Here is a 15,223-nt window from a genome sequence, read left to right on the forward strand (position 1 = left end):
TTCGTTCCTTCTGGGGTAGGAGGGGCGGCGCGGGACCGGAACCGGCCGCTGGGGGCGGCCCGCTCGGGCGAGTCGGCGGTCAGGTGCGCCAGAGGAAGGAGGCGAACCTGCCGGTGGGCGCGTCGCCCCGGTGGGAGAAGAGTTCGGGGGTCTCCAGGGTGCAGCGCCCGTCGGTGATGATGTCGGTGACGCCGACCCCGCGCAGTTGCGCGGTGACGGCGGCGACCATGTCCACGCCGGTGGTGCCCTGGCGCGTGGTCGAGGCGGCCTCGGGTGTGCGCTCGGCGGTCTCGGCCTGGAGCTCGGGCGGGACCTCGTAGCAGCTGCCGCAGATGGCGGGGCCGAGGAAGACGGTGATGTGGCCGGGTCGGGCTCCCTGGGCGACCATGGTGTCGACGAGGTTGGCCGCGACTCCGTGCGCGGTGCCCTGTCGACCGGAGTGGGCCGCCCCCAACACACCGGCGACGGCGTCCGTGGCGAGCACCGGCAGGCAGTCGGCGGCCATCGAGGCCAGGACCAGGTCCGGGCGGGTGGTGACCACCCCGTCGCAGGTACCGACCCCGCCGGGTTCGGTCGCCACGAGAACGTCCGCGCTGTGCACCTGGTTCATCCACACGACCCGGTCGACGTCGAACCCGAGCTCCTGGGCCGCGCGTCGGCGGTTGGCGGTGACCGCTTCCCGGGTGTCACCGGACCCGAGCCCGAGATTGAGCGAGTCGAACGGCGGCTGGCTCACGCCGCCCTTGCGTTCGGTGACCGCGGCACGGACACCGTGCCCCAGGTCGATGACGTTGCCCATCGGCGCGACGTTGTCCTTCCCTCTGCCCCGTGGGCGGAGGAGTGACGGCGGGTCGCCCCAGCCGCCCTCCGCCGCGCCCCACCGAGGGCGGCGACGGCCCCGCCGCAGATGGGTCGGGGCCGCTGACACGTCGATGGTACCGGGGTGGTGCGGGACTACTTGAGGAACTCCGGGACGTCCAGGTCGTCCGGGTCGTCGAAGATGACCCGGCGGCGGGGCGTGGGAACCTCGCTGCGGCGCTCGGAGGCCTCCGACACCGCGTGGACGTGGTTCGCCTGCTCCTCCGGCTCAGCGGCCTCGGGCTCCGGGACGGTGGTCTCCTCCGCCTGGACCGGCTCCGGCTCGGCCGACTCGGGCTCGGCGTTCGGGACCGGGTAGCCGTTGCCCTGGACCGGCTCGGCCGGGGCCTGCTGGGGCTCGGGACGGACCGGTTCCGGGGTCACCGCGGGCTGGACCGGCGGCATGGCGGGCCGAGGAGCCTCCTGCACCGGCTGGGCCGGGCGGGACGGAGCGATCCACGGCATGCTGGTGGCCGGCGCCCCGCTCGCGTCCGTGCCGGGGGGCGTCGCCTTCGCGTACGACTCCTCCCTGCCGGACGTGATGCCTGCCGTGGGGGCGACGGCCTCAGGAGGGTCCACCGGCTGGCGCTCCCGCGTGGCGGCGGGGCTGGACACCTCGGGCTCGTCGAAGCCCGCCGCGATCACGGTGACCCGGACCTCGTCGCCCAGGGCGTCGTCGATGACGGCGCCGAAGATGATGTTGGCCTCGGGGGCCGCCGAGTTGGCGACCAGCTGCGCCGCCTCGTTGATCTCGAACAGTCCGAGGTCGGAGCCGCCCTGGATGGACAGCAGCACGCCGTGTGCGCCGTCGATGCTCGCTTCCAGCAGGGGCGAGGAGATCGCCAGTTCGGCCGCTGCGACCGCCCTGTCGTCCCCTCTCGCCGATCCGATCCCCATCAGCGCCGATCCTGCCCCGGACATGACCGACTTGACGTCGGCGAAGTCCAGGTTGATCAGGCCCGGCGTGGTGATCAGGTCGGTGATGCCCTGGACACCGGAGAGCAGGACCTGGTCGGCCGCCTTGAAGGCGTCCAGGACGCTGACCTGGCGGTCCGAGATGGACAGCAGCCGGTCGTTGGGGATGACGATGAGGGTGTCGACCTCTTCACGGAGCATCGCTATCCCCGACTCGGCCTGGGTGGCCCTCCGCTTGCCCTCGAAACCGAAGGGACGGGTGACCACACCGATGGTGAGTGCCCCGAGGGAGCGGGCGATGTTGGCCACGACCGGAGCTCCCCCCGTGCCGGTGCCACCTCCCTCACCAGCGGTGACGAAGACCATGTCGGCCCCCTTGAGGACCTCCTCGATCTCCTCGCGGTGATCCTCGGCGGCCTTGCGGCCGACATCGGGGTTGGCGCCTGCGCCAAGGCCACGGGTGAGCTCACGGCCGACGTCGAGCTTGACGTCCGCGTCGCTCATCAGCAGCGCTTGGGCATCGGTATTGATCGCGATGAACTCGACGCCCTTGAGCCCCTCTTCGATCATTCGGTTGACGGCGTTGACACCGCCGCCGCCGATACCGACGACTTTGATGACCGCGAGGTAGTTCTGCGGTGCTGCCACGACGAGGGGCCTTTCCGCTCGCTTACGCCGTTCCGTCTCCGCGTCCGCTGGCCGTGGGCCATCGGGTGCGCCGGCGGTCCGGCATCCGGTTCTACAGTGTGCGTTTCGGGTACCCCCGCACAGTGCCCGGAGGCGACCGTGAGTTGGGAGACCCGGGGCCACCGAAGACCGTTCTCGAACGGTTCTCGTGTACCCCTGAAAGCGTGTCTTACTGCGTTGTTGACGTTGGTTGTGCTTCCCGACAGTAAGCGGACCGTCGGGTGCGGGCAACCGGTGACGACTTCAGCCTAACGGCGTATAACGCGAGGAAGCGAAGTGCGCACTCGGCGCGTCGCGTCTGGAATGTCCTTGCGAAGGATTCGGTTCGCGGCGCCGAGCTCCCACTCGTACCCCTTGTCCCCGTGCACGGCTCTTGCCCCGACTCCTGTGCGACCATCCCGTTACTTGGGGTGCGCTTCACCGGACGATGGCCAGGTCCGGGGTTCCCACGTCGTAGACGCGCCCGCCCTCGGGCGGGTGCTCGCGCATCAGCACGCGCAGCACGTCGCTCTTCCCGGTGGTGTCGCGCGCGTCACCCCACTCCACGACCGACCCGTCACCGAGTTCCACGGTGATGTCGTCGGTGTCGGTCGCGTCGATCAGCTGTATCTGCGCGATGAGGGAGTCCGGTGCCTCCTGGACGATGTCGGCGGCGGCCCGGACGGCCGTGTTGTCCTCGATCTCGCCGGTGACCCGGACCAGCGGATGCGTGCCGGGCCTGGTGGCGGAGTCCTCGATCCGTACGCCGTCGCCGTCGACGAGCCGGTACTCCTCCCCCACGCGGATGGCGAGCAGGGGACGACGCTCGACCACCTCCACCCTCAGGGTGGCGGGCCAGCCCCGGCTCACCTCGGCGGACTGGACCAGGTCGAGTCCCTCGGCGCGGTCGCGGCCCTGGTCCACATCCACCCTGACCAGGGGTGTGCCCGTCTCCACGGCCACGGCCGCGACCACCTCCTCCTTCGAGACCCGGTCCAGACCGGTGACGGCGACTTCGCGCACGACCAGCAGGCGGGATCCGAGCAGCACCCACGTGACCACGCAGACCAGTGACACGACGAGCAGGACCGCGAAGGCGACCTTCCAGGGGTCCGACCCCTTGCGGGCGGCGCTCCCACCGCCCTCCCCGTCCCGTTCCGTGGTCTTCGCACTGTTGCGGTCAGCGGCCACGTGCGTGCTCCTCTTAGCTGGTTTCGGTACCTTCTGCGTTCCGCGCCAGCTCCTCCACGATCAGCGGCCCCAGCTCGGTGACGTCACCGGCGCCCATGGTGAGGACGATGTCCCCGGGGCGCGCCAGAGCGGCCACCGTACGCACGGCGTCCGCGCGGTCCGGCACGTACCGGACTCCGTCGTGGGAGACCTTCGAGGTGATGAGCTCCCCCGTCACACCGGGCTCGGGGTCCTCACGTGCGGCGTAGACCTCCATCACCACGACCTCGTCGGCCAGGCTCAGGGCGGTCGCGAACTCCTCGGCGAAGATCCGGGTCCGGCTGTACAGGTGCGGCTGGAACAGGGCCACCACCCGGCCCTGCGGGATCTCCTCCCCGGCGTCCTCGGAGAAGGAGCGCAGGGCGGCGCGCGTGGCGTGCAGGTCCGCGTCGATCTCGGTGGGGTGGTGGGCGTAGCTGTCGTAGACACCCACACCGTTGCCCTCGCCCTTGAGCTCGAACCGGCGGGCGGCGCCGGCGAAGTCGGCGATCCCCTCGACCGCGATCTCCAGGTCGTGGCCGAGTTCGTCGGCGACGGCCACGGACGCGGCGGCGTTCAGGACGTTGTGCCGTCCGGGTACGGCCAGGGTGCCGTCGATCGGCTCGCCGTCGGCGGTGGTAAGCGTGAACTCGGTGGTGAAGCCGCGTGCCCGGATACGGGTGATCCGGTAGTCCGCGTCCTCGGCCTCGCCGTAGGTGAGCACCTTCTTGCCGCGCTCACGGGCGAGTTCGGCGACGGTGCGGGCGCCCGGGTCGTCGATCCCGACGATGAGGGCGCGCTCGACCCGGTCGACGAAGTTCGCGAAGTTCGCGTGGATCTCGTCGATGCCGCTGTAGTTGTCCAGGTGGTCGGCCTCGACGTTGGTGACCACGGCGACCTTGGGCGAGAGCATCAGGAACGACCCGTCGCTCTCGTCGGCCTCCACCGCGATGACCTCGCCGATCCCGGCGTCGGCGCCCAGGCCGGTGGTGACCAGCTTGCCGCCGATCACGTACCCGGGGTCGACCCCCAGGTGCTGGAGGACCACGGTGACCATGGAGGTCGTGGTGGTCTTGCCGTGGGTGCCGGAGACCGCGATCCCCTCGCGGCCCAGCAGGAGGGCGCCCAGGGCGGCGGCCCGGGGCAGGACGCGGATGCCACGGGCGCGCGCCTCTGCGAGTTCGGGGTTGTCCTCGCGGATGGCGGAGGAGACCACCAGGGTGTCGGCCTTGCCCAGGTTCTCGGCGGCGTGGCCAACGAAGACCTCCGCGCCCATCTGCTCGAGTTCGCGCAGGGTCTCGCTGTCGCGGGCGTCGCTGCCCGAGACCTCGACCCCGGACTGGAGCAGCACGCGGGCGATGCCGGACATGCCGGCCCCGCCCAGGCCGATGAAGTGGGTGCGGCCGAGTTCGTCGACGGGGACCGGGTCGGTCGCTTTGACCAGGCTCATCGTGTGTCCTTCCCGTCGTCGTAGAAGGCGTCCTCGCCGTCGTCGTCGGACAGTTGTATCTCTGGGGTGGGCTTGTCGCCGCGGGCGATCGCGAGGACCTCCCGGGCCAGTTCGGAGTCGGCGTCACGGCGACCCATCCGGGCGGCCGCCTCCGACATGGCCACGACACGGTCGGTGTCGGTGAGCAGCGGGATGAGCTGGCCGGTGATCCACTCGACCGAGACGTTGGCGTTCTCGACCATCAGGCCGCCGCCCGCCTGGACGATCGGCTCGGCGTTCAGCGCCTGCTCGCCGTTGCCGATGGCCAGCGGCACGAAGGCGCCGGGCAGGCCCACGGCGGTGAGTTCGGCGCAGGTCATGGCCCCGGAGCGGCACATCGCCACGTCTGCGGCGGCGTAGGCCATGTCCATGCGGTCCACATAGGGAACGGCGACGTAGGGGACGCCGTCCTGGGTGAGGTCCTGGGGCTCGTCGGCGTTCTTGGGGCCGACCACGTGCAGGACCTGCACGCCCGCGCGGCGGAAGGCCCCCGCGGCCTGGAAGGCGGTCTCGTTGATGCGCTGGGCGCCCTGGGAGCCGCCGAAGATCAGCAGCGTGGGCAGGTCGGGGCGCAGCCCGAAGTAGGCGCGGGCCTTGTCGCCCATGGCCAGCCGGTCCAGCGAGGTGATCTGCTGGCGCAGCGGGATGCCGATGAACCGGCCGTTGCGGATCTGGGTGTGCGGGTGGCCGGTGAACACGTGCGGGGTGAGCCGCGCGCCGAGGCGGTTGGCCAGGCCCGGGAGGGGGTTGGCCTCGTGCACCACTATGGGGATGCGACGGCGCCGCGCCGCCAGGTAGCCGGGGGTGGCCACGTAGCCGCCGAAGCCGACGAGGACGTCGGCCTGGAGCTTGTCCAGCTGTTCTCCCGCCGCGCTGAGGGCGCCCGCCAGCTTGCCGGGAACCGTGAGCAGTTGTGGGGTGAGCCTGCGCGGCAGGGGAACCGCCGGGATCAGGCCCAGTTCGTAGCCGCGCATGGGGACCAGCCGGGTCTCCAGGCCCCGCTCCGTTCCCAGGCAGAGGATCTCCGTGTTGGGGTCCACGCGCCGGAGCGCGTCCGCTAGGGAGAGTGCGGGCTCGATATGCCCGGCCGTGCCGCCTCCGGCGAGGGCTACCCTCATCGTCGCCGATTCCTCCTTGGCCGGTCACCCGCCGGGACCGGTCCGCTCTTGTTCTTGGCCGTGGTCTTGGCACCAGTCCTGGCACCGCGCTCACCCGACTTGCGGGGGGTGCGCGGCGCGGTGGTGCGCTTGGAGGGCGCCGAACCGCTCTGATTACGGACGGAAGCGGCGATGTTCTCCAGGCCAAGCCAGCTTATGGCCCTTTGGACCCGAGTGGGACCCCGGGCCGCCAGGGCCTTCTGGGCCTCGGGCTCGTTTCGGGCGATAGCGAGCAGCACCCCGAGCGCGATCATCGTCGGGATGAGCGCCGAGCCGCCGTAGGAGACCAGGGGAAGCGGGATGCCGGTGACGGGGACCAGACCGATGACCGCGGCGATGTTGATCATGGACTGGCCGATGATCCAGGTGACGATCGCGAAGGCGGCCAGTCGAGAGAACGCGTCCTTGACGCGGAAGGCCACGCGCAGGCCCGCGTAGCCCAGCATGCCGAACAGGCCGAGGACCAAGAGGGTGCCGATGAGCCCGAACTCCTCACCGATGATGGCGAAGATGAAGTCGGACTCGGCGAAGGGCAGGAAGCCCCACTTCTCACGGCTGGCGCCGATGCCGACCCCGAAGATGCCGCCGGTGCCCAGGGCGTAGAGACCGTGCAGGGACTGGAAACCGGTACCGCTCGGGTCCGACTCCGGGTCGAGGAACACGGCGATACGGGTCATACGGAAGGGCTCGATCGCGATGACGATCGCGGCCAGCCCCAGGACGAGGCCGAACATGGCCACGAAGAGCCGCGCGGGCGCCCCCACCACCCAGAGCAGGCTCAGGAAGATGAGGAGCAGCACCAGCGAGGTGGACAGGTCCGATCCCAGCAGCACGAGGAGCACCAGGAGTCCGCAGCCGGGCACCAGCGGGATGAGCAGGTGCCGCCACTCGGTGAGGTCCTTCAGCTCCTCCTTGCGGGCGAGGATGTTGGCGCCCCACAGGGCGAAGGCGAGTTTGGCCGGTTCGGAGGGCTGGATGACCAGGCCGCCGACCTCCAGCCACCGCATCGCACCGTTGACCTCGGTGCCCTGGAAGGCGGTGAGCAGCAGCAGTGCCACGGACACGATCATCGCCGGGTAGCCGACCATGCGGAAGACCCACAGGGGCAGCTGGGAGGCGAACACCATGAGCGGCAGGCCGATCATGGCCGACACCATCTGCCGCTGGACCACGGAGAAGGCCGAACCGGTCTCGGTGATGGAGTTGACCATCGTCGAGGACAGCACCATGACCAGGCCCAGGGAGATGAGCATGACCCCGGTACTGAGGATCAGGTAGTAGGAGGTCAGGGGACGGTCCAGGGACCGGGCCCACTCACGCCAGAGGCCCCGTTCGCGGCCACCGGCCGCCGTGCGTTCCCGGGTGCGGGACACCCCGGGAATCGTTGTCGTCGCCATCCACACCCTCCGCACGATTAGCGCCTCAATACTTGCGTACCGGCGGGTCGGGAACCGTGGACATTTCCCGCGTGTTGGCCATCTTTGGCGGTGTGTGGGGTGCCACGCGGCACACAGAAGGCCACCCGCGCGTCAGATATGACGCAGGGGTGGCCTCTGATCACTCAGTGTGTGTTCGAGGATCGCTCCGCTTCGGCTTCTGCACACCGCAGAAGGCCGGGATCGGTTCAGCCGAGCCGGTGGACCGCCTCGGCGAAGAAGCGGCCGCGCTCCGGGTAGTTGGTGAACATGTCCATGGAGGCGGCGGCCGGGGCCAGCAGCACCGTGTCGCCCTCCCGGGCGAGGTCGGTGGCCCGGGCGAGGACCGCGTCCATCACCGTGTGTCCGGTGGGCGCGTCGGGCTCGGGACCCTCCACCTCCACCACCGGGATGTCCGGGGCGTGCCGGACCAGGGCCTCACGGATGCGCTCGCGGTCGGCGCCGATCAGCACCGCACCACGGAGGCGGGAGGCGGCACCGGCGACGAGACCGTCGACCTCGGCCCCCTTGAGCAGGCCGCCCGCGATCCACACCACGGAGTCGTAGGAGTTCAGCGACGCCGCGGCGGCGTGCGGATTGGTCGCCTTGGAGTCGTCCACGTAGTCCACGCCCGCGACCGTGGCCACGTGCGCGATGCGGTGGGGCTCGGGCACGAAGGCGGTCAGACCCGCCCGGACCGAGGCGGGGGCCACACCCACCGAGCGGGCCAGGGCTGCGGCGGCGAGGGCGTTGGCGACGTTGTGCGGCGCGGCCGGGCGGACGTCGCTCAGGGAGGCGAGCTCCTCCGCGCTGCTGTGCGGTTCGGCCACGAAGGCGCGGTCCACCAGCAGGTCCTCGACCACGCCCAGCTCACCGGCGCGCGGCGTGTCCAGGCGCAGACCCACCACCGGGGTGTGCGGGTCGCCCTCCTCCTCGGCCAGACGGACGGACCAGGAGTCGGCGGTGTTGACCACGCGGATGGTGCCCTGGGCGAACACCCTGCCCTTGGCGCGGGCGTAGGGCTCCAGTCCCCCGTGCCAGTCCAGGTGGTCGGGGGCGACGTTGAGGACGGTGGCGGCGTACGGCCGGACGCTGTTGGACCAGTGCAGCTGGAAGCTGGACAGCTCCACGGCGAGGACGTCGTGCACGTGGCCGTCGGCGTCGGGCAGGACGGCGTCCACGATCGGGGTGCCGACGTTGCCGACCGCGAGGGCGTCGCGGCCGTCCGCGCGCAGGATGGACTCCAACATGCGCACGGTGGTGGTCTTGCCGTTGGTGCCGGTGATGGCGAGCCACACCTGGTCGGCGGGCTTGAGCCGCCAGGCCAGCTCCACGTCCCCGATGACCTCCACCCCGGCCTCGGCGGCGCGGACCAGGAGCGGGGAGTCGGGACGCCAACCGGGCGAGGTGACCACGAGGTCGCAGTCCTCGGGCAGCGGGGTGTCGCCCAGGACGACCTCGGCGCCGGCCTCGGTCAGGGCGGCGGCCACCGGGCGTGTCGTGTCGTCGTCGCGTCCGTCGACGACGACCACCCGGGCGCCCCGGGCCAGGAGTGCCCTGGCAACGGGGGGCCCGGAGACACCCAGACCGGCGACGCAAACCCGCGCGCCCGCGAGGGGGTCGTCGCCCCCTGCGGGGGCGGCGGTGCGGGACGAGTCGGAAGGATGGTGGTGCGGCATGCCTCTAGCTTGGCATCCATTCCAGGTAGAAGAGCCCGATGGCGATCGCCATGAACAGGCCCTGGATGATCCAGAAGCGGATGACGATGGTGGTCTCCGCCCAGCCCTTGAGTTCGAAGTGGTGCTGGAGCGGCGCCATGCGGAACACCCGTTTGCCGGTGAGGCGGAACGAGGTGATCTGGATCATCACGGACATGGTGATGATGACGAACAGACCGCCGATGAGCAGCAGCAGGAGCTGCGTGCGGGTGGTGATGGCCAGACCCACGATGAGTCCGCCCAGGGCCAGCGAACCGGTGTCACCCATGAAGATCTTGGCGGGCGGGGCGTTGAACCACAGGAAGCCGATGCACGAACCGAGCACGGCGGAGGCCACCACGGCGAGGTCCAGGGGGTCGCGGACCGTGTAGCAGCTGGAGGTGAGCGCCTCCACGCAGGACTGGCGCAGCTGCCAGTTGCCGATGATGACGTAGGCGGCCAGCGACAGGATGGTCGCGCCGGTGGCCAGACCGTCCAGGCCGTCGGTGAGGTTCACCGCGTTGGAGAAGCCCACGATGAGGAACAGCGCCCAGATGACGAACACGCCGATCATCAGCGGCGGGCCGAAGTCGCGCAGGAACGACAGCTGGGGGGCGGCGGGGGTGTAGCCGTAGCCGTTGGGGAACTGGGTGACGCCGTAGGCGAACCCGACACCGATGACGGCCTGGCCGACCATCTTCGCGCCGCTGCGCAGACCGAGGCTGCGGCGCTTGTAGATCTTGATGAAGTCGTCCAGGAAGCCGACACAACCCATGCCGACGAACAGGAACATCACCAGCAGGCCGGAGGCCGTGGGCCCGGAGGCGGCGGGCTGGATCGCCCAGAGCAGCAGGTGGGAACCGAAGTAGCCCACCACCGCGCCGAGGATGATCACGATGCCGCCCATGGTGGGCGTGCCCTGCTTGGTCTTGTGGCCCTCGGGTCCGTCGTCGCGGACCTCCTGGCCGAACTTGAACCGGTACAGGAGCTTGATGAGCGGCGGCATCAGCACCATGGAGATGATCAGCGCGAGCCCCGCCGCTATGGTGATGCCGATCACTGGACATCACCCTTGGTGATGAGGTCGATGACCCTTTCGAGCGCAGCCACGCGCGATCCCTTCACAATGACAACGTCTCCTGTGCGCATCCGTTCGCGCACCGCGTCGGCTGCCGCCTCCGCGTCGGGAACCCGGATGCTCTCACCGCGCCACCGCCCCTGCTGGGCGGCGCGTTCGGCTCCGACTGCGATCCCCTCGGCCGCCTCGCCGACCACGACCAGGTGGGCCACGCCGGTCTCGGCGGCCATCTCACCCACGTTCTCGTGTTCGGCCCCGCCGTCGTCGCCGAGCTCGGCCATGTGGGCGAGCACCGCGATGGACCGGCGGTCCCGGGCGAGCGCGCCCAGGGTGGTCAGCGCCGCCCTCATGGACTCGGGGTTGGCGTTGTAGGCGTCGTTGACGAGGGTGACACCGTGGTGTTCGGTGACCTCCATGCGCCAGCGGCTGACCGGGGTCGCCGCGCCGAGGGCGGCGGCGATGTCTTCGATGTCCATCCCGAGGTCGTCGGCGACGGCCGCGGCGGCCAGCGCGTTGCTGACCTGGTGGGCGCCGACCAGTCCCAGCTGGACCCGGGCCGTGCGGCCGCGCAGGTTCAGGGTGAGGGACGGGGCGCCGTCGGTTCCGATGGTGACGTCCGTGGCGCGCACCTGGGCGTCCTCGGCGGTGCCGTAGAGCACCACGCGGGCCTCGGTGCGGGAGTGCATGGCGCGCACGAGCGGGTCGTCGGCGTTGAGGACGGCCACGCCGCCCTCCCCGCGTCGCTCGCTTCCGGGCGGCAGGGACTCCACGAGCTCGCCCTTGGCCTTGGCGATGGCGTCGCGGCCGCCGAACTCGCCCATGTGGGCGCTGCCGACGTTGAGGACGACGCCGATCCGGGGCGGGGCGATCCTGCACAGGTGGGCGATGTGCCCGATCCCGCGCGCCGCGACCTCGAGCACCAGGTTCTTGGTCGCGGTGTCGGCGCGGAGCACCGTGAGCGGGTGGCCGATCTCGTTGTTGAACGAGCCCGCGGGGGCGACGGTGGGGCCCAGCTCTCCGACGACCTGGGCGATGAGGTCCTTCGTGGTGGTCTTCCCGGAGGAGCCGGTGACCCCCACGACCTCGGTGGTGGCCGTTCCGCGCGCGGGGTCGCTGAGTTCGGTGGCCACGTGCCGGGCGAGTCGGGCCAGGGCCGCCACGACCTCGTCGTCGCCACCGTCCACCAGGAGGTGGGGGGCGTCGACCGGGCGCGAGGCCAGGACCGCGACGGCTCCGGCCACCACGGCGGTCTGGGCGAAGTCGTGTCCGTCGACCCGCTCACCGCTCAGGGCGACGAAGAGCGCTCCTGGCTCCACCTGTCGAGAGTCGATGACAACGGGGCCGTCGACGACGGCGTCGGGGCGCGCTGATCCGCCGATGGCGGTTTGGGTGATCTCAGCGATCCGATCGAGCGTGAGCGCGATCAAATCCACTCCTCATGTCAGGCCCGGCCCACGGCGCCCCAAGGGCATTGGCCACCCGGCCTCGGGATCGGGTCAGGGGATGGCACCGCGGATACCGTGCGCGCGGTGCCGCGCCGGGCCACGAACTCCGGCTGGTACCGGGCCGCGGGCGCCTGTGTGGGCGGCACGTGTCGGGCTGCGATTGCCGGACCTACCTTAGAACATGTTGGGGTGTCTGGGGTCCCGGCAGGGCCCTGTGCGAAGCAATATGCTCCACTTCGTGACCGTCGACACGCACCTCACATGTGATTCGTGCACGTCACGGAGGGGGACAGCACCGGGACGCGGTCTGGGACCGCGTCCCGGAAAGAGGACGGCACCAAGTTCGGCGCGCCCCGGGTGTGTCGTGGCCTCAGGCCTCGTCAGGCACCCGATGGACGTCCTGAAGGGCGTTGCCGAGCCGTTCGCTCGCCCGGGTGCGCAGGGCGTCCTCGATGGCGCCCCGCAGGACCTCGCGGTCGTCGAAGGGCAGGACGTCGCCCTTGACGTACTGGCCGGTCTCGTGGCCCTTGCCCGCGACCACCACCACGTCGCCGGGGCCGGTCCGGTGCACACCCAGGCCGATCGCCTCGGCGCGGTCGAACTCCACGGTGACCCGCGCCCGTTGGTCCTCGGGGACCTTGGCGACGCCGTCCAGCATCGCGGCGGCGATGGCGACGGGGTCCTCGGTACGGGGGTTGTCGTTGGTGATGATCAGCTGGTCGGCCAGGCGCGCGGCGGCCTCGCCCATCAGGGGACGCTTGGCGCGGTCGCGGTCGCCGCCGCAGCCCACCACCATGGTGACCTGGCCGTCGGTGGTCTCGCGCAGCGCACTGAGCACGGCCTCGATGGCGCCGGGCTTGTGCGAGTAGTCCACCAGTGCAGCGAAGTCCTGCGACCCCGAGTTCCCCCGGACCTCGACCGGCTCCATGCGGCCCGGAACGCCCGGAGCCGCGGCCACGCCCGCGATCGCCGTCTCCAGCGGGATCCCGGCCTCGACCAGACCCACGACGGCCGCCATGGCGTTGGAGACGTTGAACGGACCCGGAAGCGCCACCGAGGCGCGGGCCTCCATGCCGCCGGGGCCCACGATGCGGAAGGTGCTGCCGGTGGCGCCGAGCTTGACGTCAACCGCCGTCCAGTCCGCCGCCATGGCGTTCTCCGGGCCGGCGTCCGAGGCGCCCTCCACCGCGAAGGTGGTCACCGGGACCTTGCCGCGGCCCTGCACCATGTCCACCAGCGCTCGGCCGAACCGGTCATCGGCGTTGACCACCGCGATGTCGCAGTACTCGGGCGAGAACAGGCGCGCCTTGGTGTCGAAGTAGTCGCGCAGATCCGAGTGGAAGTCCAGGTGGTCCTGGGACAGGTTCGTGAAGATCGCGACGTCGTAACGGGTGCCGCCCACGCGGCCCAGGGCCAGTGCGTGGCTGGAGACCTCCATGGCGGCGGCCGTCGTCCCGTGTTCGCGCATGACCGCGAAAAGGCCGTGGAGGTCCGTGGCCTCCGGTGTGGTCAGCGAGGAGGCGACGCGCTCGTCGCCCACACGCATCTCCACGGTGCCGACCAGGCCCGTGCTCATCCCGGCGTGGCGCATGCCGGACTCGATCAGGTAGGTGACCGTGGTCTTGCCACTGGTCCCGGTGGTGCCCACGAGGAGCAGGTCCTGGGCCGGTTCGCCGTAGACCCAGGCAGCGACCGTTCCCAGCGCGGCGCGCGCGTCCGGAACGACCAGCACGGGCAAGCCGGTCTCGGCCGCGCGGTCCGCGCCCGCGGCGTCGGTCAGGATCGCCGAGGCCTCGGCCTCGGCCACCTGCTGGGAGAAGTCGGCGCCGTGCGCGCGGGTACCCGGCAGGGCCGCGTACAGGTCGCCCTGCCGCACGTTGCGCGAGTCGTGGGTGATACCGCGGACATGGATCTCCCGGTCGGGCATGTCCGCTGGACGGTCCGCGCCGAGGTCTGGGCGCAGGAGTGTGGCGTCCGGCCCGAGCAGCGCTGCGAGGTCGGACAGTGGACGGAGTTTGGCGTGTTCAGGTCGCATTACCGGTGGCACGTGTGGAGGTTAACGGCTGCGAGGGACCTCTCGGTAATTTCCACGCTGTCCACGGGCGATACTTCACCCGTAGGAGGTACCACCATGAAGCAGCCGACGCGCCCACTCGTGCTGGACGGGGGTCTGGCCACGAGCCTGGAAGCCCACGGTCGCGACCTCTCCGGCGGGCTGTGGTCCGCCCGTCTCCTCGCCGAGGAACCAGCACTCGTCTCCCAGGTGCACCGCGACTACTTCCAAGCGGGCGCCGATGTGGCCATCACTGCCAGCTACCAAGCCAGCGTCGCCGCCTTCACCCAACGCGGCTACTCCCATTCCCAGGCCCTGGGCTTCCTCTCCCGCTCCGTGGAGCTGGCCCTCACCGAACGCGACGCCTTCGGCCACGGCCTCGTGGCTGCCAGTGTGGGGCCCTACGGCGCCGCCCTCGCCGACGGCTCCGAGTACACCGGCGCCTACGGCCTCTCCGAGGACGAGCTCCACCTCTGGCACCGCGAACGCTGGCGGGTCCTCACCGACGCCGGTGCCGACCTCGTGGCCTGCGAGACCCTGCCATCCCTCCCCGAGGCCCGGGCCCTCGCCCGACTCCTGGAGGAGACCCCTCACGTCCGCGCGTGGTTCAGCTTCTCCTGCGCGGACGCCGAACACATCAGCGACGGCACGCCCCTCCGTCAGGTCGCCGAGGAACTCGCGCCACTCGACCGCCTGGTCGCCGTGGGCGTGAACTGTGTGCCGCCCAGCCACGTGGCCCCACTTCTCCGCGAGGTCGCCAGCACCGGACTCCCCACGATCGCCTATCCCAATTCGGGTGAGACCTGGGACGCCGAGGCCCAACAATGGACCGGCACCACCGACCCCCAGGACTTCGGCCACGCCGCTGCCCAATGGGTCGCCGACGGAGTCGCCCTTGTGGGCGGCTGCTGCCGCACCGGGCCCGAACACGTCCGCGCCATCCGGTCGCTCGTGGACTCCCTCCCGGCCAATTCGTAGTCCAGCACTGCGCGGATCGGGGTCCGTGTCGCGGCTGGTCAATGCTGCGGACGAAAAGCAGCAGCGAGGGAGGGAGCGCCCACAGGCCTGTGCCGATCGGTGCCCGTGTCGCGGCTGGTTACTGTCGCGAACGAAAAGGCGGCAGCGAGGGAAGCAGCACCCCAGGCCTGCGCCCAAAGGTGCCCCGTGTCGCGGCTGGTTACCGTCTGGGACGAATTACATAACACACCCGGGCAGCTTTCGCGGGTTATCCACAAGCCCTT

At 70.9% G+C, this 15,223-nt stretch carries 11 protein-coding genes; 1 reads left to right on the forward strand and 10 read right to left on the reverse strand.

All coding sequences use genetic code 11. The features are described 5' to 3' along the window. Window positions 1-79 precede the first annotated feature (79 nt). From pgeF to ADX84_RS10780, 10 genes are all read right to left on the reverse strand, one after another. Window positions 80-799, reverse strand: coding sequence for a peptidoglycan editing factor PgeF (gene pgeF, locus ADX84_RS10735; RefSeq protein ID WP_049571492.1), 720 nt, complete (start codon window positions 797-799; stop codon window positions 80-82). Window positions 800-954: 155 nt separating this feature from the next. After that, complete coding sequence (ftsZ, locus tag ADX84_RS10740; RefSeq protein ID WP_049571495.1) at window positions 955-2,421, reverse strand: cell division protein FtsZ; 1,467 nt, start codon at window positions 2,419-2,421, stop codon at window positions 955-957. A gap of 456 nt (window positions 2,422-2,877) precedes the next feature. Then, entirely contained in the window at window positions 2,878-3,630 is a 753-nt protein-coding gene (locus tag ADX84_RS10745) for a cell division protein FtsQ/DivIB (RefSeq protein WP_049571497.1), read from the reverse strand. Window positions 3,631-3,643: 13 nt separating this feature from the next. Then, window positions 3,644-5,098 carry a UDP-N-acetylmuramate--L-alanine ligase gene (murC, locus tag ADX84_RS10750; protein WP_049571500.1) on the reverse strand — a complete coding sequence of 485 codons (1,455 nt, stop codon included), beginning with the start codon at window positions 5,096-5,098 and terminating at the stop codon, window positions 3,644-3,646. Beyond that, a complete protein-coding gene (gene murG, locus ADX84_RS10755; RefSeq protein ID WP_049571503.1) occupies window positions 5,095-6,255 on the reverse strand; it encodes an undecaprenyldiphospho-muramoylpentapeptide beta-N-acetylglucosaminyltransferase in 1,161 nt (386 codons plus the stop codon). The genes murC and murG overlap by 4 nt, the downstream gene beginning before the upstream one ends. Further along, window positions 6,252-7,691, reverse strand: a complete 1,440-nt coding sequence (ftsW, locus tag ADX84_RS10760) for a putative lipid II flippase FtsW (protein WP_049571505.1) — start codon at window positions 7,689-7,691, stop codon at window positions 6,252-6,254. Before ftsW ends, murG begins: the two co-directional genes overlap by 4 nt. Before the next feature lie 227 nt (window positions 7,692-7,918). After that, window positions 7,919-9,388, reverse strand: coding sequence for a UDP-N-acetylmuramoyl-L-alanine--D-glutamate ligase (gene murD / locus ADX84_RS10765; RefSeq protein WP_049571507.1), 1,470 nt, complete (start codon window positions 9,386-9,388; stop codon window positions 7,919-7,921). 4 nt (window positions 9,389-9,392) lie between these two features. After that, entirely contained in the window at window positions 9,393-10,466 is a 1,074-nt protein-coding gene (gene mraY / locus ADX84_RS10770; RefSeq protein ID WP_049571509.1) for a phospho-N-acetylmuramoyl-pentapeptide-transferase, read from the reverse strand. Further along, window positions 10,463-11,911 (reverse strand): UDP-N-acetylmuramoyl-tripeptide--D-alanyl-D-alanine ligase, encoded by a 1,449-nt coding sequence (gene murF / locus ADX84_RS10775; protein WP_049571513.1) that lies wholly within the window; start codon window positions 11,909-11,911, stop codon window positions 10,463-10,465. The genes mraY and murF overlap by 4 nt, the downstream gene beginning before the upstream one ends. 388 nt (window positions 11,912-12,299) lie before the next feature. Beyond that, the gene (locus ADX84_RS10780; RefSeq protein ID WP_049571516.1) at window positions 12,300-13,964 is read right to left on the reverse strand and encodes a UDP-N-acetylmuramoyl-L-alanyl-D-glutamate--2,6-diaminopimelate ligase; all 1,665 of its coding nucleotides are present in this window, start codon (window positions 13,962-13,964) and stop codon (window positions 12,300-12,302) included. Window positions 13,965-14,060: 96 nt separating this feature from the next. Here ADX84_RS10780 and mmuM point away from each other — a divergent pair, with 96 nt between their 5' ends. After that, window positions 14,061-14,960: a homocysteine S-methyltransferase gene (gene mmuM, locus ADX84_RS10785; protein WP_049571519.1), complete on the forward strand. Its 900-nt coding sequence runs from the start codon at window positions 14,061-14,063 to the stop codon at window positions 14,958-14,960. Window positions 14,961-15,223 lie beyond the last annotated feature (263 nt).

The sequence above is a fragment of the Nocardiopsis sp. SBT366 genome, assembly GCF_001083815.1.
Taxonomy (GTDB): domain Bacteria; phylum Actinomycetota; class Actinomycetes; order Streptosporangiales; family Streptosporangiaceae; genus Nocardiopsis; species Nocardiopsis prasina.